The organism is Arthrobacter russicus (assembly GCF_031454135.1).
Classification (GTDB): Bacteria; Actinomycetota; Actinomycetes; order Actinomycetales; family Micrococcaceae; genus Renibacterium; species Renibacterium russicum.
The window spans coordinates 3,646,028-3,663,497 of sequence record NZ_JAVDQF010000001.1; the positions used below are offsets into that span (position 1 = coordinate 3,646,028).

Genomic DNA, 17,470 nt, shown 5'->3' on the forward strand with positions numbered 1-17,470 from the left:
ATTAGCGCGGCTGCCGGCCTTCGGAGCCGAACCCTCCGGGCGCCGGTCCGGGCGCCGGTCGGGACGCCGGGACGGGCCCGCGCGCCGGGGCAGCCGACCCGGTACAGTGAAAACATGACCGAGCCGCCGGCGGAGCCGCGATATCCGCACCATTGGGAGGCCGACGTCGTGCTCCGGGATGGCGCGACGGCCCACTTGCGCCCGATCCGGGCCGCGGACGTGGAGGCGGTCCGGACATTCCACAGCGGGCAGTCCGAAAACTCGATCTACATGCGGTTCTTCACCTACAAATCGGTGCTCAGCGACAAGGAGCTCCGCCGCTTCACCGAAGTGGACCACCGGGACCGGGTGGCGTTCGTGATCACCGTGGCTGGTGCGATCATCGGGATCGGCCGCTACGACCGGTTGCCGGATCCCTCGGTCGCCGAAGTCGCCTTCAATATTTCGGATGCCCACCAGGGGCGCGGCCTCGGCTCGATCCTGCTCGAACATCTGGCGGCGGCCGCAAGGGAAAACGGGATTACCCGGTTCACCGCCGAGGTCCTGCCGGAAAACCGCAAGATGCTCACGGTCTTCGCCGAAGCCGGTTACGAAGTGAGCCGGCACTTCGACGACGGCGTGGTCAGCCTGAGCTTCGACATCGATCCGACCGAGAAATCCCGTGCCGTGATGGAATCCCGGGAGCACCGGGCGGAGGCGCGGAGTGTGGCCGGGCTGCTTTCGCCGGCCTCGGTCGCGGTGATCGGTGGCCGGGCACCGGATGCCGGCGCCGCTACCGGTGGGGAATCCTTGGCCGAGCAACTGCTGGAGAACTTGGTGCGCGGCGGTTTCACCGGGCCGGTGCACCGGGTCAACCGGCTGGATCCGGAGAGTTTTCCGACCATCGCGGCGGTCGGTTCCGTGGTGGATCTGGTGATCATCGCGGTGCCCTACGATCAGGTTCCGGCGACGGTCGCCGAATGCGCGGCGGCCGGCAGCAAAGGGGTGCTGATCGCCACCGGAGGCTTCGCCGACGACGGCGAGCTCGGCCTGGTGGCGCAACGCGGCTTGGTGCGCACAGCACGGGCCGGCGGCATGCGGCTGATCGGGCCGGCTTCGTTGGGCGTGGTCAACACCCGGCCCGGGGTGTCTTTGAACGCCTCCCTGGCACCGACCATGCCCAAGCGGGGGAGCCTCGGTCTGTTCAGCCAATCGGCGGCGCTCGGCGCCGCACTGTTCGCCGCCACAGTGCAACGCGGCTTGGGCTTTTCCACGGTGGTTTCGGCCGGCAACCGGGCGGACGTCTCCGGCAACGACATCATGCAGTACTGGGAGGACGACGCCGACACTGCGGTTTGCGGGCTGTATCTGGAATCGATCGGCAATCCGCGGAAGTTCTCCCGGCTGGCCCGGCGGCTGGCCCGGAGCAAACCGGTGATCGTGGCGAAGTCGGACGCTCTCGGCTTGCAGCTGCCGCCCGGACACGCGGTACGGACCACGCAGGCTCCGGTGGGAGCCTTGGACGCGATGCTCCGGCAATCCGGGGTGATCCGGGTGCGGACCATCGACGAGCTGGCGGATGTGGCGCAGATCGCGGTGAGCCAGTCGCTCCCGGCCGGACCGCGATTGGCCGTGCTGAGCAATTCGCTTGCCTTGGCCCGGGTCGTGGCGGATTCGGCCGCGCAGCGCGAACTGAGCGTGACCCGTACCGAGGCCGGCCTGCGGCTGGACGGCGGACCTGAGGCGGCCTTGCCGAAGCTGCGCGAAAAACTGCTTTCGGCGCTGCGCAGCAGCGACGTGGATTCGGTGATCCTGACCATGCTTCCGGTCCGGAGCTTGAGTGTGCGGGAGATCGCCGGAACCCTCGCCGAATGCGCGGCAGAGGTCGGCAAACCGGTATTGGCGGCGTTCAGCGGATTCGTCGACCAGCAGGTGACGGTCAACGGGCTGCTCCATGCTGAGACGGCTGCCGGTCCGCTTTCGGTGCCCGGTTACACCAGCCCCGGTGCCGCGATCGCCGCGCTCGCGGCTCTGGTGCGCTACACCGCCTGGCTGCGCCGGGAACAAGGCCATTTCGAGGATCCGCCGGGCATCGACCGGGTGGCTGCCGAGGAGTTCATCGAGGCCAGGCTTTCCGGCACCGAGAGCGCGGAACTGCTGACTCTGTCAGCTGCCGAGACGGCACGGCTGCTGGCCTGCTACGGGATCGAACCGCTGCCCTCGATTCCGTTCGGCACGGTCCGCGAAGCGGTCGCCGCCGCGGAACAGCTCGGCTGGCCGGTCGCGATCAAGACTTTGGACTCGGCGCTGCGGCACCGGCTGGATTTGGGCGGCGTACGGTTGAACATCGACGACGCGGCAGCACTGGGCGCCAATATCGCGCAGATGCGCGAATCCCTGCGCGCGTTCGGGAACTTCGACCTGGAAGTCCAGTCGATGGCCCCGGTGGGCCAGTCCTGCGTCCTGCGGGCCATCGAGGACCCGTTGCTGGGCCCGGTGGTCTCCTTCGGCCTGGCCGGCGATGCGGTCAATCTGCTCGATGACTGGGCGCACCGGATTCCGCCGCTTTCCAGCACCGATGTCAGCGAGTTGGTCCGCTCACCCAAAGCGGCCGCCCGGCTGTTCGGCTACCAGGGCCTGCCCCCGGTGAACATCGCGGCGTTGCAGGACTTGGTGGCCCGGCTGGCCGCGCTCAAGGACCACCACCCGGAAGTCGCTTCCGTCGAGTTCCACCCGGTGCTGGCCGGCAGCGCGACCGCGACGGTGCTCTCGGCCCTGGTGAAACTCGGCAATGCGGAACAGCGTACGGACAGCGCCCGCCGCGCGATGAATGCCTGAGCCGGTGGATCGGACCGCGCCGCAGGCGGGACCGGTTAGCTTGCCGGGGAGCTTTCTGGGAAAATGTCCACTATGAACGCATTCCGCGCGGCCGGCTCCCACTCGGCGCAAGGCCAAACTTTGGACCAAGCTTTGCAACGCGCGGGCTTTTACCCGCGTTTGGTGGGCGACGTGGTGATCGATGCCTTGGACGGACGCGAATGCCTCTCCCACCTGGCCCACTTGGAAACGCATTTCGACCGCACCGAGGTGCACCGGCACATCACGGTGCTGGCGCTGACCGAGGACATGCTCGTGATCGTCCACGTGGACGACCAGCAGATGGACGACGCCGGTGAGCAAGTAGTGGCCCAAGTTTCCACCGAATCGGTTCCGGTCAGCCAGATCCGCTCGGTGGTGCTCAGCTACCTCTACAACCAGCCGCAGGATTACCGGCCTTCGGATCCGATCCGGGAGCTGACCCTGTCCATCGGCTGGTCGGGCGGCCAGCGGATCGACATCGCCCCGGCCGCCTGCGGCGACCCGCAGTGCGAGGCCGATCACGGGTACACCGGAAATCTGGCCCAGGAAGACATCGCGCTGCGGATCAGCGCAGAAGCGGACGGGCTGCAGGCGGTCCAGGACGCCAAGGTCTTCGCCCGGGCGCTGCGGGCAGTGAACACCAGGGCGCTGCCGGAACAGCCGGCGCCGCGGACCGGGCTGTCCACCTTGGGTACCAGATTGGGCCGGAACCATCACCGCTGAGTTTTCCGCGCGGCCGGGAACCCCCGAGCTGCCGAAAGCCTCCGGCTACGCCGCAGCGTCGATCGCCCAGGTCTTCAGCAGCTCCGCAGCGGCCATGGGGGCGCCCGGTTTCGAGAACGCGCTCGCGCTCCCGCCGGCCAGACGGGTGTGCGTGGTCCTGGTCGACGGCTTGGGTTCGGCGTTGCTGAAGCGCAAGATCGCGCATGCCCCGTTCCTGCGCAGCGTGCTCAATGGAACCCTGGCCGGTGCCGGGCACCGCACGATCCAATCGGCTTTCCCTTCGACCACCGCGAGTTCGCTCTCCAGCCTGGGCACCGGCGTCGAACCCGGACTGCACGGCATGGTCGGCTACGACGTGCTCGACCCGGACCAGGACAAGGTGGTGAACCTCCTGGGCAATTGGGACGCCGGCGTGGATCCCTTGCGTTGGCAGCCGTACCCGACGGTTTTCGAAAAGCTGGACGGCGTCCTGCCCAGTGCGACGGTCAGCCTGCCGAAATTCGCCGACTCGCCGATGACCCGGGCCGCTTTGCGCGGCAGCCGCTTCGTACCGGCTGGCTCTCCGCATGCCCGGACTTCGGCTGCCGCGGAGCTGATGGCCGCCGAACCGGAGCTGTTGATGTACTTCTACTGGTCCGAATTGGACAAAGCGGGGCACCGGCACGGGGTGGACTCGGCGCAGTGGGAACACGAATTGGAAGAACTCGATGCCGCGGTGCGGCGGCTCGCCACGCAATTGCCCGCCGGCACCCTGCTGTTGTTGACCGCGGACCACGGCATGATCGATGTGCCGGAAAGCGCCAGGATCGATTACTCGCGCTCCGCCGAACTGGTGGCCGGAGTCAGGCATACCGGCGGTGAACCGCGATTGGTACAGCTTTATCTGGAGCCGGACGCCGATGCCGCAGCCCTCGCGGACGCCTGGCAGCAGGCTTGGGGCCAACAGGCCTGGGTGCTCAGCCGGGCGGAAGCGGTGCGGAGCGGCTACTTCGGCACGGTGCGTCCGGAAGTGCTCCCGCGGATCGGCGACCTGCTCATCGCGGCCCGTGAACCGGTGGCGTTCTACGATTTGCGCCGTTCCGCACCGCACGCCATGGCGATTGTCGGGCAGCACGGATCATTGACTAAAGTGGAGCGCGACGTGCCGCTCCTGCGAATTCCGGTCGACGGGAAAGCCGGCGGAAAAGGAAGAACGGGCAAGCGTGGCTGAATTGGTTTTCTACTCCGGGACCATGGACTGCGGCAAGTCGACGCTTGCCCTGCAACTGGACCACAACCACAGTGCCCGGGGCCGGGCCGGGGTGTTGTTCAGTTGCAACGACCGGGCCGGGGAATCCATGATCTCCAGCCGTCTGGGATTGCGGACCGGGGCCGTGGAAGTCGCGCCGGAGACGGATTTCTGGGCCGAAGTGGTCCACCGGCGCACCCGCGGCGGGGCGGTGGATTACCTGATCTGCGACGAGGCCCAGTTCTACACGCCGGAACAGGTGGAGCAGCTGGCCCGGGTGGTGGACGAAATGGGCGTCGATGTCTTCGCCTTCGGGATCACTGCGGACTTCCGGACCCGCTTGTTCCCCGGCTCGCAGCGGCTGATCGAGCTGGCCGACCGGGTGCAGGTGCTGCAGGTCGAAGCGTTGTGCTGGTGTGGTTGCCGGGCCACGCACAATGCACGCACGGTGGACGGTGTGATGGTGGTCGAGGGCGACCAAGTGGTGGTCGGCGATGTGGCCGGCGCATCGGCTGACCCTGAGCCGTCGACCGAGCCGCATATCGGATATGAGACTCTGTGCCGCAAGCACTACATGCGGAGGGTTACCGAGTTCACCGCCAACCGGCTGGTGGAAGCAGACCAATTGCTGCCTTTCGAGCCGAGCGCGTAGCACCTCGGCGATTGCCCGGAGGCGCGGCACCGGCCCGGGCGTTGCCGGTGGCCGGCCATTGCCCGGCCGCCAGTTTCCGGCTCAGTCGCCTTTGGTGCCGAAGACGATTTCGTCCCAGCTCGGCACACTCGACCGTTTCGGTTTGACGGTTGGCCGCCGGTCGTTGGCTGCCGGGGTTTCTGCCGCGTCTTCCTTGCTGTCTTTGCCAGGTTTTTCCTGGGGCTCAGCGGGTACATTGTGGCCCGAAGCCGGCGCCCGGTTGGGCGTGGCCGGCCGGATCGGCGGAGCCGCCGAGATCCGGATTTCCCGAGTCTGGGTGCTGATGCCCTCGGACAGATCCAGTGGATCCGGCCGCACGGTGCCGGCGAAATCTTCACTCTGTGCCGGCCGTTCGACCGGATCCGGGCTGAGCGCGGGCGCCAGGCTGAGCGCCGGGAAGAAAGCGGGTTGTTCCGATGCCGATTCGTCAGCTTCCGCAGGCTGCTCCGGGGAACCCCTTTCCTCCCGCGGTTGCGCGGCCGGCACGCCGTCGGTGAGCAGCAGGGCCAAAGCGTCGTCGTCGTCCTCGTCGATGCCCAAACGCTGGCCGCGACGCGAGCGCAAAAGGTCCAGCAGACCGTCCGAGCTGTCGGCCGCGGGCTCAGCGTCGGTGGGCTCGGTGTCGGGCGCCGCCGAGCCGGATGCTTCCGCGCCGGGTTCGGCGGTGGCCTCCTCGGCTTCCGGGCGATCGGTTTCGAAATCGAAAGGACGGTCCGCTACCGCGGCCAGACGCCGGGAGGGCAGCGGAGCGTCCAAGGGCTCCATTTCGCTGAGCAACTGCGCCCAGCGGTTGGTGTTCTGGATGGTTTTCCGGGAAACGCTGTAAATCCATTGCGCCGGCGCGGATTCGCCGACGCCGGTCAGCTTCGCCTGGCTGCTGTCGAAGTCCGCAGTAACTGCCCATTGGCCGTCCGGCCGGCGCCAGGCGTCCCAGACCAGGGTGTTGGCGTCGATGCCCATCGCGATCAACCGGTGCGAGACCATTTCATCGAGGCTGGCCGGGTCGTCGCCGAAGGCGGAGCGATAGCCGTCGTGGCTCGGAATGGCATCGGAGACCTCGACGCGGCGGGCCTGCAACGCGATGTGTTCGCGTTCGGCCAGTACCGGGCCCTCATAGCGCTGCACGTGCGCCAAGGGGACACCGGCCGCCTCGGCGACTTCTTCGGCGCTGGCGCCGCCACGGATCCGCTGCTGGATGTCTTTGGGCGACAACCGTCCCGGAGCCGAATCCTGGCTCATCGGCGCCGCCGGCCGCGGTGGGGTGCGCGAAGACGCCACACGGAGTGCTTCGTCGATCCGCAACCGGTAGATTTCACCGCCGGCGCCACTGAGCAGCAGGTGTTCGCCATCGTCGTGAACGCCTACCAATCTAAGATCCTGCATGCTTTTACCCACCCGATTCACCGACCTCACTGGAATCTCGGTCCTCCCAGCTATTCATCTGAAACTCTGCCACTGAACGCGGCCATTTCCTACGACCGGCACAGGCGTGGCGGATGTTGTATGGTGGCGTATGCCATTTGCGTTACGTAACCATGAAACGCGGTGGCAAGGGGCCGCAATGGCTGCCCGAACCAGTGAGAATGCTGTGATTTTCCGAGGTTTTTGCCGCAGTGTGAGCAGGAACATAGGGGATTATGGCGCTTGAATTGGCGTTTGGGAAGATTTTCGGGAAAAATCACCCCGTTACCGGGCACAAAATCGACTTTCATGACGTTTGATCTGAGAGGCGCCGAGAGGGCCTGAGTTAGACATTGAGAAAAGACCGGAGCGTGAGCATAGAACTATGGCGACTGATTACGATGCGCCGCGGAAGACCGACGACGAACTCAGTGAGGATTCAATTGAAGAATTGAAGTCCCGCCGCACCGACAAACAGTCTGCGGTTGTCGATGAGGACGAGGCGGAAGCGGCTGATAGTTATGAGCTCCCCGGAGCGGACTTGTCCGGCGAGGAGCTTTTGGTACGGGTACTGCCCGCCCAGGCGGACGAATTCACCTGTTCGTCCTGTTTCCTGGTCCGACACCGTTCGCAGATTGCGCGGGAGAAGAACGGCTTGCTGTACTGCAAGGATTGTGAGGGCTGAGCCCGAGCAGGTGCCGCCGGCCCGTTAGCGGGGCCGGCGGACCGGAGGAAAATCTAACCGATACGCGAGGTGGTCAAGGCGGCGACGAGCTGCTCTGGCCGCCTCGTCGAGGTTAACCAGTAAGGCGTCGGATCGGATTCGTCCGTGACTTCGATCCGGACCACCGGACCGATCCAGCCCCGGATGCACAAATAGGCCAGTCCGTTGAGCTGGGTGCCCCGTTGGGCGACCGCATCATCGCGGTTGAAGCCTTCGACTTTGCCGATGAAAGCACGGTCGATCGTGGCCCTGCCGACGGTCAGCGTCTGCCCGTCCACCTCGATCCGCGGGGTGCTCATCAGCAGGAACAGAGCCTCCAGTGCGAAGATCACTACGGCCGCGGTGTAACCGGCCACGATGCTGATCGGAGCCAGGATCAAGATGCCGGCGACGGCGATTCCCGCCGCCACGACCCAGATCCAAAGTGCGGGCCAAAGTTTTTCGGAATAGACGACGTCGGCATTGCCATGGTCTCCAGGTGCATTCTGCGGCATGGCATCAGCTTGTCACCTTTCGCTGTGCGTCGCGAAATCAAGCTGCGCCGCCCGGCCGCTGCTCGGCACCCGGCCGGGCGGCGCAGCTTGATTTCGCGACGCACAGCCGCTGCTCGGCACCCGGCCGCGCATGATCCGCTGTGGGCTACGCTCGGTTCAGGGAGAACAGGGTGCCGGCTGTCAGGAACTCCCGATAGAGTAATTCGCGGAGCCACCGGTTCCGACGTTCCGCGGAACGTGCAGATTTTGCCGACGACGACCGTGCCGACCCCGGAGGACGACCCCGTGCCAGAGACAACCGAGCCGACGCTTTCGGTGCAGCTCAAAATGCTCGATCCGGAGATCGAAGCGCCCAGTTATGCGCATCCGGGCGATGCCGGCGCGGACTTGCGGGCCAGGGTCGATGTGCTGATCGCGCCGGGCGAGCGGGTTCTGGTGCCGACCGGGGTTTCGATTGCGCTGCCCGAGGGATTCGTGGCCCTGATCCACCCGCGTTCCGGACTCGCCACCAAACACGGCCTGACCATCGTCAACGCTCCGGGTACGGTCGATGCCGGGTACCGCGGCGAGATCGCGGTGACCTTGCTGAACACCGATGCGCGGCAGTCGATCAATCTCGCACGCGGCGATAGAATTGCCCAAATGGTGATCCAACGCGTCGAGTACGCCAGGTTTGTTCCGGTTGCGGAGCTCCCGGACTCGGTTCGCGGGGCCGGTGGATTTGGTTCGACCGGCGGCTTCACAACGACCCCTACCCAGGATTAGCAGGAGAAGCAGATGGCATTCGGGCGCAAACGATCCAAAGCGGGCAACGACGAAGCGGTGCCGGCCGCAGCAGAGGCTCCGGAAGAATCGGCGGACTCGACCGAATCGGCTGACCCCGGGGCGGCCGGTGCCAGCGCGGCGAACCCGCTGGACTCGGCGTACGAGCGCGAGGTGCACGGGCCATTCGACGTCGACGAGATCGAGAGCCAGGACGGCTACGTCGACCTCGGCGCGCTGTTGATCACGCCGCACGAAAATCTCCAGCTGCGCCTCGAAGTGGAGGAGGCGAGCCAACGGGTCATCGCGGTGACCCTGGATTTGAACGGGTCGAGCCTGCAGCTCCAGGCCTTCGCAGCTCCGCGTTCCGAAGGACTCTGGGCCGATATCCGGGAACAGATCGGCATGTCGGTCGCCTCCCAAGGCGGCAGCATCGAAGAGCTCGACGGCACCTTCGGCGCCGAGATCCTGGCCAAGCTGCCGGCCGAAGCCTCCGACGGCAGCCGCGGCTTCCGGGTGGCCCGGTTCATCGGCGTCGATGGCCCGCGTTGGTTCCTGCGCGGCGTGATCGGCGGCCAAGCCGCCTTGGAGCCGGAAGCAGCCACCGAGCTCGAAGCCTTGTTCCGCGCCGCGGTGGTGGTCCGCGGCGAGACTCCGATGCCGCCCCGCGACCTGCTTCCGTTGTCACTGCCCAAGGATGCGGTGGCCGATGCCGAAGGCAATGTGCCGGCCGAAGAGCCGGCCGCGGGCAAACCGAAGTTCGGGCCGGTGGAACGCGGTCCGGAGATCACCCAGATTGGGTAATTTCGCGGCCAAGGTCGAACTGAGCGCGATCAGCCAGCTGCCGGAGCGCGGCCGGGCCTTGTGCCGCGGCTACATCGAGTCGATCACGATTGCACCGGCCAATCGGGCGCCGGAATTCTCCGCCGTGGTCACCGACGTCGACAAGTACGCTCCGCGGCAGCGGCGGGAGCCTGCCGGCGCAGACGCCGAGCGGAAGCCGCAGGGCAGCCGGGTCCGTCTGGTCTGGCTGGGCCAACGCACGGTGCCCGGCATCGAAGCCGGCACCGAGCTTCGCTTCGAGGGCATGGTGGCCCGCCGGGACGGGATGCCCACGGTGTTCAACCCGCGATACGAAATCATCGGCAAACCAGAATTCCAGGAGTACCCGGCGTGAGCGAAGATACCCCGAAACCGGAGTCCGAGCCGGTACCGCCGAGCTTCGCGCAGATGGCGGAGAGCTATGCGGCGAAATCCGGGCTGAAACGCAATGAGCACGGGCACATCGACATCATGTCGGCGGTCGGCGGATGGCGTGGCTTGGCCGAGACCCTGCTGCCCGGATTGGTCTTCCTGTTCAGCTTCATCATCGGGCAGAACCTCACGGTGTCGCTGGTCGCGGCAATCGCGGTGGGCGCCGGGTTCACGGTGCTCCGGCTGATCCAGCGCAGTACCGTGGTCCAGGCCTTTTCCGGGCTCGTAGGCATCGCCATCTGCGCATTCTTCTCCGGGAGCACCGGAAGCGCCCTGGACTATTACGTGCCCGGTTTCATCACGAATGTGGTCAGCATCGTGGTGGTACTGGCATCGATCCTGGCCGGTTGGCCGATCACTGGATTGCTGTTCGGCTTCATTCGGGGGGAAAACCTCGAATGGCGGGCGAATCCGCTGCGCCGGCGGGCCTATGTGCTGGCGGCATGGATCGTGTTGTCCTTGTTCGTGCTCCGGCTTGCAGTTCAGGTGCCGCTGTATTTCGCCGAGAACCTCGCCGCACTGGGCACCACCCGATTGGCCATGGGCGTGCCGCTGTACGCGCTGGCACTCTGGCTGGCCTGGATGGTTTCCCGGCCGGTGCCGACTAGCTCGGCGTCGGATCCGGATGCTCCGGATCCGAGCGGCGACGGGCGCCCAGCAGTTCCCTGAGATCGTCCTCAGCCGGAATCGTGCTGATGAAGAACAGTTCGTCGCCGCCGTCGACCACATCGTCGATGCTCGGCGTGATCGGGGCTTCGTCGCGCAGGATCGCGACCAAGGTCGAATCGGCCGGCCATTGGATCGAGCCGACCGTGGCGCCGACGATATATGAATCGCTCGGAACCGTGAATTCGACGAGCGAAGACACTCCGGTCTGCAGGGTCAGCAGCCGGACCAGGTCGCCGATCTCGACGGCTTCCTCGACCAAGGCGGTCATCAGCCGGGGCGTGTTCACCGCGACGTCGACGCCCCAGGAATCATCGAACATCCAGTCGTTTTTCGGATTGTTCACCCGGCCCACGGTGCGGCCGACGCCGAACTCGGTTTTGGCCAGCAAGGAGACCACCAGGTTGACTTTGTCATCGCCGGTCGCCGAGACCACGACGTCGGCCTCGTCGAGCTTCGCTTCCCGCAAAGTGCTGATTTCGCAGGCATCGCCGACCAGCCAACGCGCGCCGCGCAGGCCGCTGCGGCCGATCACTTCCGGCTTCGGATCGATGAGCAGGATCTCATGGCCGTGCGCCAGCAGTTCCCGGGCGATGGACGAGCCCACGCTGCCGGCCCCGGCAATGACTACCTTCACTCTGACTCCTTAGCTGGCGCACTGGCCAGAATCCGTTCGATGTCCGCCATTTTCGCGACCTCCAGGATCACGTGCACGGTGTCGCCCTGCTGGTAGCTGGTTTCGCTGCCCGGCAGGATCCCCTCGCCGAAGCGGGTCAAATAGGCCACCCGGGCGCCGCTGGCATGTTCGATGTCATCGAGATGCCGGCCGATCCAGCCGTCATGCAGTGAAACTTCGCTGAGGATCAGCCGCCCCGACGGCTCGCGGAAGTCGCCGCTGATGCTCTGTTCCGGCAGGATCCGGCGCAGCACCTGGTCGGCGCTCCAACGCACCGCGGCTACCGTGGGGATGCCCAACCGCTGGTAGATTTCGGCTCGGCCGGGATCGTAGATCCTGGCCACGACGTGTTCGACATGGAAGGTTTCGCGGGCGACCCGGGTGGCCAGGACATTGGAATTGTCACCGCTGGAGACCGCTGCGAAGGCGTAGGCCTGTTCGATGTCCGCCTGCTTGAGGGTTTCCCGGTCGAAGCCGATGCCGGTCACCTTGCGTCCGCTGAAGCCATTGCGCAGTCTGCGGAAGGCCCGGTCGTCCTGGTCGATGATGGCTACCGAGTGCCCGGAGTCTTCCAGCGTATGCGCCAGCGTGGCGCCCACCCGGCCGCACCCCATGATCACGTAATGCGCCACTGGCTCTCCTCTTTTGTCGTACTGCTCGTGCTGCCGCGGTTTGCTGCGGTACCGGAGCCAATTGTAGGCACACGCTCCTGGTGGCTGCAGCGTCGAAGCGGTCGGGTTCCGCAGCCCGGGTACCCGGGCTGCGACCGGCAGGCCCGTGCACCGTGGTACAGCGGTGGTACATTTGTGCAGTTGCGGGCAGCTGGACGTACGCAGCACCAGGGCGGGTTCTTGCACTTGCCGCCGAATTTACGCAGAGTGGGAATCGTGCTGACCTTTTTCAACGCCCTGAAACGGGTTCTCGTCGGACGGCCGTTCCGCAATGACCGGCTCGCGCACACCCTTTTGCCCAAACGCATCGCCTTGCCGATCTTCGCTTCGGATGCGCTTTCATCGGTGGCCTACGCACCCGATGAAATCCTGCTGACCTTGGCTCTGGCCGGAGCCGCCGCGGTGACCATTTCGCCACTGGTCGGGCTGGCCGTGATGATCGTGCTGATCACCGTGGTGGCTTCCTACCGGCAGAATGTGCACGCTTACCCGTCCGGCGGCGGCGACTACGAGATCGCGAACACCAACCTCGGCAAGTTCGCCGGTCTGACCGTGGCTTCTGCGCTGCTGGTCGACTATGTGCTCACCGTCGCAGTTTCGATGTCCGCAGCGGCGAATTACTTGGCCACCGCGGTGCCCGGAATGCACGGCAGCCAGGCCTGGATCGCGGTGATCGGCGTGGTGATCCTCGCCCTGGTCAACTTGCGTGGGATCAAAGAGGCCGGCACCGTTTTCGCGATCCCGACGTACATCTTCATGGTCTGCATCTTGGGCATGACTGTGGTCGGCATCATCCAAGGCGTGACCGGCACGTTGGGGCAAGCGCCGAGTGCGCAGTTCGAAATCATCCCGGTGCCGGAGTACGAGCAGGGCATTGTGGGGCTGGCCGGCGCCTTTTTGCTGCTCCGGGCTTTTTCCTCCGGGGCTGCTGCCCTGACCGGCGTGGAAGCGATCAGCAACGGCGTGCCGAACTTCCGCAAGCCGAAGTCCAAGAACGCCGCCACCACGTTGTTGCTGCTCGGCGCGGTTGCGGCAGCGATGCTGGCCGGCATCCTCTACCTGGCCAATGCCACCAAAGTCCACATCGTGCAGGACCCGGCGACCGAGTTCCTGATCAATGGCCAACCGCCGCCCGCGGACTACGTGCAGAACCCGGCGATCAGCCAGATCGCTTCCACGGTCTTCGGTTCCGGATCGGTGATCTTCTTCATCATCGTGGCGGCCACCGGGGTGATCCTGGTGTTCGCTTCGAACACCGCCTTCAACGGGTTCCCGGTGTTGGCCTCGATCCTGGCCAAGGACGGCTATCTGCCGCGGCAGCTGCGCACCCGTGGCGACCGCTTGGCGTACAGCAACGGCGTGCTCGCTTTGGCAGCTGGCGCGCTCGTGCTGATCATCGCGTTCGACGCCGACGTGACGAAGCTGATCCAGCTGTACATCGTCGGCGTGTTCATCTCCTTCACGGCCAGCCAACTCGGCATGATCCTGCACTGGGGACGCCGGTTGAAGCTGGTCAAGGAGCGCGCGGAGCGGCTGCGGATCATCAAGTCGCGGACCATCAACACGCTGGGCTTCTCGATGACTTTGTCGGTTTTGGTGATCGTGTTGATCACCAAGTTCGAGCAGGGGGCTTGGATCGCCTTGTTGGCGATGCTGGTCCTGTTCCTGATCATGTGGAGCATCCAATCCCACTACCGCAATGTGGCCCGCGAGCTGGCGGTCGACGAGGATGCCTCGCCACGGGCATTGCCCACTCGGGTGCACGCGGTGCTGCTGGTTTCGCACGTGCGCAAACCGGTGCTGCGGGCCCTGGCGTTCGCCCGGGCTTCGCGGCCCTCGCAGCTGGACGCGATCGTGGTGGATAACGATTCCGAGGAGACCCAGGAAACCGTTGCGCAGTGGGAGAAGCTGAAAATTCCGGTGCCGCTGACGGTCTTGGCCAGTCCGTACCGGGAAACCGTGACGCCGATCATGGAATACGTGAAAAACATCCGACGCGAATCGCCGAGGGACCTGATCGTGGTCTACATCCCGGAATACGTGGTGGGCAAATGGTGGGAACAGCTGGTGCACAACCAGACCGCGTTGCGAATCAAGACCAGGCTGCACTTCGAGCCCGGCGTCATGGTGGCATCCGTGCCGTGGCAGCTCAAGTCCTCGGAATCCGCTCGGCGTTTCCAAGAACTCGACTAGATGACTGAAACGCAGATGACTGAAGCACAGATGACTGAGGCACGGGTAGATGACTGAGGCGCAGGGCAAGCGCGAGGTGCCGGGAACAGCCGGCGCTGCGACGAAGGAAGTAATTCTGGAGATCGGTCCGGTGGCGCATGGCGGCCACTTCGTCGCCCGCTTGGCGGGGGATGCCGGTTCGACGGGATATGCCGATTCGGCGGGGGATACCGATTCGATGGGGAATGCCGGCTCGGCCGGGGACCGATCCGGTGCAGTGTCGGATGATGCTGCCGTCGCCGGGTCCGGGCTGGCCAAAGCCAGCCGCCGGGTGGTCTTCGTGCGGCATGCGGTGCCCGGCGAACGGGTCCGGGCGATCCTGACCGAAGCTGAAGCAGATGCGGCATTCTGGCGCGCCGACGTGGTCGAAGTGCTTGCTGAATCGGTGGAATTCGCCGGGGCCCGGGTGGCCCATTTCTGGCCGGAGGCGGACTCCGGCCGAGCACATTCCGCAGGGACGTTGCCGATCGGCGGCGCGGAATTCGGGCATCTGCGTCTGCCGGCGCAGCGGGCCTTGAAAGCCATGGTTTTGGCCGAGCAATTGCAGCGGCTCGCCGGACTCGAGGTGACCACTGAGGTGCAGGAGGTTCCGGGTGAAGATCCGACCGGCCTGGGTTGGCGGACCCGGACCGGATTCGCGGTCACTCCCGAGGGCCGGCTCGGCATGCATGCGCACCGCTCGCATGAGGTGATTGCGGTCCAGGACATGCCGCTGGCCGACCGGAGGATCCGGGATCTGGCGTTGTGGGATCTGGACTTCAGCGGACTCGATCGTGTCGAAGTGGCAGCGCCGACGTCGGGGGACGGTCCGTTGGTCTTGCTCTCCGGAACGAAGCAGGCGGCGGCGCGGCTTGCCCGGGAACTGCCCGGCGGAGTTTCCGCAGCCCACTGGGACGCCAAGAGCAGCCGGGTCTCGGCGCTGCGTGGCCGCCCGTGGTTGCGCGAATCGGTGCCGGCTACGCCGGGATCGGGTTCCGCCCCGGAATTCCGGGTCAGTGGTGACGGATTCTGGCAGATCCACCGCAAGGCCCCGGAGGTGCTTTCGGACACGGTACGCGCGTATCTGGGCGACTTCCTCAGTGCCGGATCGGCTGCTGCGGACCTCTATGCCGGAGCGGGATTGTTCACGTCGCTGCTCGCCGATGCCGTCGGCCCCACCGGGAGGGTGCTTTCCATCGAGGGCTCGCCGGTGACCAGCAAAGACGCGATGCGCAATTTCGACGGCCGCGCCGAGGTGCTGGTCCGGCCCGGCCGGGTGGATCGGGTGCTTGCGGCGGTGGCTCGGGAAAACGGGGTGCTGCCCGGTGCCGGCAAGCTCGATGCCGTAGTTCTGGACCCGCCGCGTGCCGGGGCGGGCAAAAATGTGGTGAAACAGATTTGCGCCAGCGGGGCGCGAGCGGTGGCTTACGTTTCCTGCGATCCGGCATCATTCGCCCGCGACGTGGCGTACTTTGCTGCTGAGGGTTGGCAGTTGGCCGAGTTGCGCGCCTTCGACCTCTACCCGAACACTCACCACTTGGAAACCGCGGCCCTGCTGCTGCCGACCGCCTGAGCCGACCCCGACGAGGCGCACCGCACAAAGCGCCTGTGGCCAGGCGCACGTGACGGGGTGGCTTGACTGGCTTGGCCCGGCCTAGGCCACCGCATCCAGTCGGTGATAATTGTTCCGCAAGGCGCGCTGTTGCGGATCGATCCATGGCGGCGGTCTGAACCGGGGGAGTCCTAGCCGGTTGTCCAGCTGCCAATCGCCTTGGTGGATCAGATGGTGGTGATGCGAGCAGAGCAGCGCGCCGTTCTGGACCGAGGTCGCACCGCCGTCCCGCCAGCTTTGGATGTGGTGCGCTTCGCACCAACTGGCCGGGATCGTGCAATCCGGGAAAGTGCAACCGCGATCCCGGGCGAAGAGCGCAGCCCGCTGGCTCCGGCTGAACAAACGTCGTCTGCGGCCGAGGTCGAGCACCTCGCCGGCTCCGCCGAGGACTACCGGGATCAGCTCGGCGTCACAAGCGATCCGGCGAATGGTTCCCGGGTTGATCGGGCCGGTGAACTCTGCGGAGGAAACCATGGCAGCAGCGCCCCCGGAGCCGGAGCGCCCGGGACGTCGGGAGTGGATTTCGCCGAGCAAATGCCGGTAGTCGATGGTGACTTGGACCTGTGGCCTGTGCCCGCCGGTTGCCGGCAACGAATCGGTGCTCAGCGCTGCGGCCAGGGCACTGACCAGGGTGTCGAGCTGCCGCTGCGGCGCACTCCGTCGATCTGCTGGGGCGTCCGCCTGGCCGCGGTTCCCGCTACTGTTCCCGCTACTGCGCGGGTTGTTCCCAGCATTCAGCACGGCCAGCAAGGTTTCGGTCTGGGCTGGATCGGCCCAAAGCTCGAAATGGTTCAGTCCGCGGTATTCGCCACGTCGGAAAAGCCCTTGCCGGTGTTTCAGCTCGGATTCCTCCGGCGCAGTGCCGTCCTGGTCCAAAAGCGTCAGCCATCGTTTGACCAGCGGGCTCAGGAAATCAGGGTCCCGCGCAACCAGCGCTTCGGCCAGACTCGTTTCCATCCGGCCCAGCAGCTCGGAATCCTGCGGGTGAAGCTGCTGCGGCCAGGACCGGCCACGGAGGATGCTCTGCGCGGTGTCGAGCGCATCCATCGCTTTGCTGAGCCCCTGCAGGCAGGCGGCACCGCTGCTGGCCACCACGCCGAGCCGCGGGTATCCGGCCGGAACCGGTTCTCCGGTCAGGCTGTGCGCCGGCAAGAGTTTCCCAGCCACGCCGAGCCGGCGCTTGGCCTCGCTCCGGGGGATGCGCAGCCGGGCCTGCAGGAAATCCGCGGTATTGCGGAACGGCGCCCGGGCTGCGGCCGGACAATCACGATCGATGGCTGCTGCGGCCAGGACTTGGCCGTAAGCCACCTGCCGGGCCAACGCCTCGAGGGCATCGGCCGCGGCCAGCAGTTCGGCGGCATTTGACGAGTCGAAGCAGCCAAGGAGTCCGGCAATTGCCTCGGCCGCCGTGCCCCGAGCCCGCGCTATGCGGGCTTCGGCAGTCGACGGAGCGTGGGTTCCCATGAACTGATTTTACTAGAACAAATATTCGATGACCAAGCTGCCATTGCAGCACTGT

At 66.0% G+C, this 17,470-nt stretch carries 16 protein-coding genes; 11 read left to right on the forward strand and 5 right to left on the reverse strand.

The annotated features are described in order from the left end of the window. Nucleotides 1-114: 114 nt before the first annotated feature. The 4 genes from JOE69_RS17035 to JOE69_RS17050 all read left to right on the forward strand — a co-directional run bounded on the left by JOE69_RS17035 (nucleotide 115) and on the right by JOE69_RS17050 (nucleotide 5,441). Nucleotides 115-2,817 (forward strand): bifunctional acetate--CoA ligase family protein/GNAT family N-acetyltransferase, encoded by a 2,703-nt coding sequence (locus JOE69_RS17035; RefSeq protein ID WP_309800793.1) that lies wholly within the window; start codon nucleotides 115-117, stop codon nucleotides 2,815-2,817. 63 nt (nucleotides 2,818-2,880) lie between these two features. Beyond that, entirely contained in the window at nucleotides 2,881-3,561 is a 681-nt protein-coding gene (locus tag JOE69_RS17040; protein WP_296361503.1) for a DUF5998 family protein, read from the forward strand. 94 nt (nucleotides 3,562-3,655) lie between these two features. Then, nucleotides 3,656-4,771, forward strand: coding sequence for an alkaline phosphatase family protein (locus JOE69_RS17045; RefSeq protein WP_374709730.1), 1,116 nt, complete (start codon nucleotides 3,656-3,658; stop codon nucleotides 4,769-4,771). After that, nucleotides 4,764-5,441 carry a thymidine kinase gene (locus JOE69_RS17050; protein WP_296361505.1) on the forward strand — a complete coding sequence of 226 codons (678 nt, stop codon included), beginning with the start codon at nucleotides 4,764-4,766 and terminating at the stop codon, nucleotides 5,439-5,441. Before JOE69_RS17045 ends, JOE69_RS17050 begins: the two co-directional genes overlap by 8 nt. Before the next feature lie 81 nt (nucleotides 5,442-5,522). Here JOE69_RS17050 and sepH read toward each other — a convergent pair whose 3' ends face one another. Continuing rightward, a complete protein-coding gene (gene sepH, locus JOE69_RS17055) occupies nucleotides 5,523-6,863 on the reverse strand; it encodes a septation protein SepH (RefSeq protein WP_309800797.1) in 1,341 nt (446 codons plus the stop codon). 403 nt (nucleotides 6,864-7,266) lie between these two features. Between sepH and JOE69_RS17060 the strand changes: the two genes are divergently transcribed. Continuing rightward, complete coding sequence (locus JOE69_RS17060) at nucleotides 7,267-7,566, forward strand: DUF4193 domain-containing protein (protein ID WP_285724173.1); 300 nt, start codon at nucleotides 7,267-7,269, stop codon at nucleotides 7,564-7,566. A 53-nt stretch (nucleotides 7,567-7,619) separates the two neighbouring features. Here JOE69_RS17060 and JOE69_RS17065 read toward each other — a convergent pair whose 3' ends face one another. Next, a complete protein-coding gene (locus tag JOE69_RS17065; protein WP_309800799.1) occupies nucleotides 7,620-8,099 on the reverse strand; it encodes a DUF3093 domain-containing protein in 480 nt (159 codons plus the stop codon). Between the two features lie 285 nt (nucleotides 8,100-8,384). Between JOE69_RS17065 and dut the strand changes: the two genes are divergently transcribed. The 4 genes from dut to JOE69_RS17085 are packed head-to-tail and all read left to right on the forward strand — an operon-like array spanning nucleotide 8,385 to nucleotide 10,784. Then, on the forward strand, nucleotides 8,385-8,864 hold the full coding sequence (gene dut, locus JOE69_RS17070; RefSeq protein WP_296361514.1) for a dUTP diphosphatase: 480 nt from the start codon (nucleotides 8,385-8,387) through the stop codon (nucleotides 8,862-8,864). 12 nt (nucleotides 8,865-8,876) lie between these two features. Further along, on the forward strand, nucleotides 8,877-9,665 hold the full coding sequence (locus JOE69_RS17075; protein WP_296361516.1) for a DUF3710 domain-containing protein: 789 nt from the start codon (nucleotides 8,877-8,879) through the stop codon (nucleotides 9,663-9,665). Continuing rightward, a complete protein-coding gene (locus JOE69_RS17080) occupies nucleotides 9,658-10,038 on the forward strand; it encodes a single stranded DNA-binding domain-containing protein (protein ID WP_296361518.1) in 381 nt (126 codons plus the stop codon). The genes JOE69_RS17075 and JOE69_RS17080 overlap by 8 nt, the downstream gene beginning before the upstream one ends. Continuing rightward, entirely contained in the window at nucleotides 10,035-10,784 is a 750-nt protein-coding gene (locus JOE69_RS17085) for a DUF3159 domain-containing protein (RefSeq protein ID WP_309800802.1), read from the forward strand. Before JOE69_RS17080 ends, JOE69_RS17085 begins: the two co-directional genes overlap by 4 nt. Here the strand turns inward: JOE69_RS17085 and JOE69_RS17090 are convergent. Together JOE69_RS17090 and JOE69_RS17095 are read right to left on the reverse strand one after the other, a co-directional pair. After that, on the reverse strand, nucleotides 10,720-11,418 hold the full coding sequence (locus JOE69_RS17090) for a potassium channel family protein (protein WP_309800804.1): 699 nt from the start codon (nucleotides 11,416-11,418) through the stop codon (nucleotides 10,720-10,722). The genes JOE69_RS17085 and JOE69_RS17090 overlap by 65 nt on opposite strands. After that, nucleotides 11,415-12,089: a potassium channel family protein gene (locus JOE69_RS17095; RefSeq protein ID WP_309800806.1), complete on the reverse strand. Its 675-nt coding sequence runs from the start codon at nucleotides 12,087-12,089 to the stop codon at nucleotides 11,415-11,417. The genes JOE69_RS17090 and JOE69_RS17095 overlap by 4 nt, the downstream gene beginning before the upstream one ends. 255 nt (nucleotides 12,090-12,344) lie before the next feature. Here JOE69_RS17095 and JOE69_RS17100 point away from each other — a divergent pair, with 255 nt between their 5' ends. Next, nucleotides 12,345-14,321: an APC family permease gene (locus JOE69_RS17100; protein WP_296361522.1), complete on the forward strand. Its 1,977-nt coding sequence runs from the start codon at nucleotides 12,345-12,347 to the stop codon at nucleotides 14,319-14,321. A gap of 49 nt (nucleotides 14,322-14,370) precedes the next feature. Further along, nucleotides 14,371-15,912 (forward strand): class I SAM-dependent RNA methyltransferase, encoded by a 1,542-nt coding sequence (locus JOE69_RS17105; protein WP_309800808.1) that lies wholly within the window; start codon nucleotides 14,371-14,373, stop codon nucleotides 15,910-15,912. An 81-nt stretch (nucleotides 15,913-15,993) separates the two neighbouring features. Here JOE69_RS17105 and JOE69_RS17110 read toward each other — a convergent pair whose 3' ends face one another. Then, entirely contained in the window at nucleotides 15,994-17,415 is a 1,422-nt protein-coding gene (locus tag JOE69_RS17110; protein WP_309800811.1) for an HNH endonuclease signature motif containing protein, read from the reverse strand. Nucleotides 17,416-17,470 lie beyond the last annotated feature (55 nt).

Bases quoted from the DNA above. Each gene is read 5' to 3' on its own strand.
- JOE69_RS17075 (WP_296361516.1), top strand. From the start codon at position 8,877: ATGGCATTCGGGCGCAAACGATCCAAAGCGGGCAACGACGAAGCGGTG.
- JOE69_RS17035 (WP_309800793.1), top strand. From the start codon at position 115: ATGACCGAGCCGCCGGCGGAGCCGCGATATCCGCACCATTGGGAGGCC.
- JOE69_RS17065 (WP_309800799.1), bottom strand. From the start codon at position 8,099: ATGCCGCAGAATGCACCTGGAGACCATGGCAATGCCGACGTCGTCTAT.
- JOE69_RS17045 (WP_374709730.1), top strand. From the start codon at position 3,656: ATGGGGGCGCCCGGTTTCGAGAACGCGCTCGCGCTCCCGCCGGCCAGA.
- JOE69_RS17040 (WP_296361503.1), top strand. From the start codon at position 2,881: ATGTCCACTATGAACGCATTCCGCGCGGCCGGCTCCCACTCGGCGCAA.
- JOE69_RS17060 (WP_285724173.1), top strand. From the start codon at position 7,267: ATGGCGACTGATTACGATGCGCCGCGGAAGACCGACGACGAACTCAGT.
- JOE69_RS17105 (WP_309800808.1), top strand. From the start codon at position 14,371: ATGACTGAGGCGCAGGGCAAGCGCGAGGTGCCGGGAACAGCCGGCGCT.
- sepH (WP_309800797.1), bottom strand. From the start codon at position 6,863: ATGCAGGATCTTAGATTGGTAGGCGTTCACGACGATGGCGAACACCTG.
- JOE69_RS17110 (WP_309800811.1), bottom strand. From the start codon at position 17,415: ATGGGAACCCACGCTCCGTCGACTGCCGAAGCCCGCATAGCGCGGGCT.